The sequence below is a fragment of the Polynucleobacter sp. 35-46-11 genome (assembly GCF_002281105.1).
Genome location: NZ_NCFJ01000566.1, coordinates 1 through 1,537, shown reverse-complemented (window position 1 = coordinate 1,537; position 1,537 = coordinate 1). Strand labels below are relative to the sequence as shown.

The 1,537-nt window shown below is 43.3% G+C and carries 2 protein-coding genes; both read left to right on the top strand.

Annotated elements, in window-relative coordinates; all coding sequences use genetic code 11:
- Positions 1–909: TolC family protein (locus tag B7Y67_RS17660; protein WP_293599750.1), on the top strand; the 909-nt coding region annotated here is incomplete at its 5' end.
- 110 nt (positions 910–1,019) lie between these two features.
- Positions 1,020–1,367: a PepSY domain-containing protein gene (locus B7Y67_RS17655; RefSeq protein WP_293599749.1), complete on the top strand. Its 348-nt coding sequence runs from the start codon at positions 1,020–1,022 to the stop codon at positions 1,365–1,367.
- The last annotated feature ends 170 nt before the right edge of the window (positions 1,368–1,537 follow it).

Sequence of the window (1,537 nt, the reverse complement as noted above, 5' to 3'; positions counted from 1 at the left end):
GATGCTACTAAGTCTTTTGCGGGAATTGAATTTGCAGATACCATCCATGAAACTAGTAAGGACCTATTAGCCACTTGGTTTAACTATTTAAAAGCACTACAGTCCCGCATCGTTGCGGAAAAAAATAGCCAACTAGGGGACCAAATAGGGCGAATTACTCAAGTGCGCTACAAGCTTGGAGATGTTGCTAGATTAGATGCTCAACTAGCAACGGCTGAGCAGGGCAGGTTAAAGGCATTCCTTGAACTTGCGAAAGCAAATGAAAGTGCCAGTGGGGAATCGGTTACGCAAAGATATTCAGGAATTACATTAATTAAAAACTTTAAGTGGGACGCCATACCGAATCTGCAAACTCGTAAAGAGTTGCTGCGTCAGCAATTTTTAGAGCGTAGCCACGAACTCATGCTGGCTAAGTCCGACGCCGATCGATTTGATTTGCAGGCTAAACGAACCAATTTAGAGAAGTATCCTGATCCAACGATTGGTTTGTATACAGCAAATGAATTCGGTGGGTCTGAGCGCATTAATGGCGTGAGCCTATCTTTTCCAATATCAGGTAGCGCCCGTTTTTCTAATGCCTCTGCTGCAGCATCTGAGGCAGAGATTGCACGCCAGCGAGTGATTGAGGCTGAGCAACGTATTAGTGTGGAGTTTGAGCGATTATGGTCTCAGATGATGAGTAGAAAAATTGCTGCTGAGACCTTGCTAGATTCCGCAAAAAGCCAAAATGAGGCTGCTCAAGCAGCGGAGAAAGCCTACGTATTAGGTGAGGGAACGATCTCAGATCTTATTGCAGCAAGAAAGGCTGCCAATGAGAATCAACTATCAGCTGATCTTATGCGCTTAGATGCATTGGAGTCATACTATCGGATGCGCTTGGATCTTCATGAGATCTGGGATTTTGATTGAATGGTATAAAAGTTCTCAAAAATTTTGCTCAAATTGATTGCTAAGCATGAGCTAAGTATCTATGGATACCCTCTCCTTTGTGTAATTAAGCACATTTTTGGAGAATCACATTGAACCGATATAGCAAAGTCTCTTTTTTGGCAGTAATAATTGCTACTGCAAGCTTTGCCGTATATGCAAACAAAGGTAGTGGGCAAGCAGAAAAAGATGCCATATCTATCAATCACGCGCAGATCACTCTGGCCCAAGCAATTGGAATCGCTGAAAAACAATATCCCGGCAGTAAGGCATCTAAGGCTGAGTTTGAATACAGTAAAAAAACGGGTTGGGCTTATGACATTGAGGTCATCAGCAACGCTAAGGCTTGGGATGTAAAGGTTGATCCGCAAAAAGGCATGATTATTTCTGCCCTAGAGGATAGGGTTGACTATGACGATGAGCCCGATGGTGACCAGTAGGCGGTATTCCTATAGAAAACTTTATCAACGCAATTCTTATATTTCCTCTTCAAACCACCATGAAAAACTATCCATTGCCAAGCATCATTCTCCACTGGTTGACAGTCTGCGCTGTTGTTGTGGCTTACATTACTAGCGGAGATCCTACAGATACTCACAGCACAACCGAT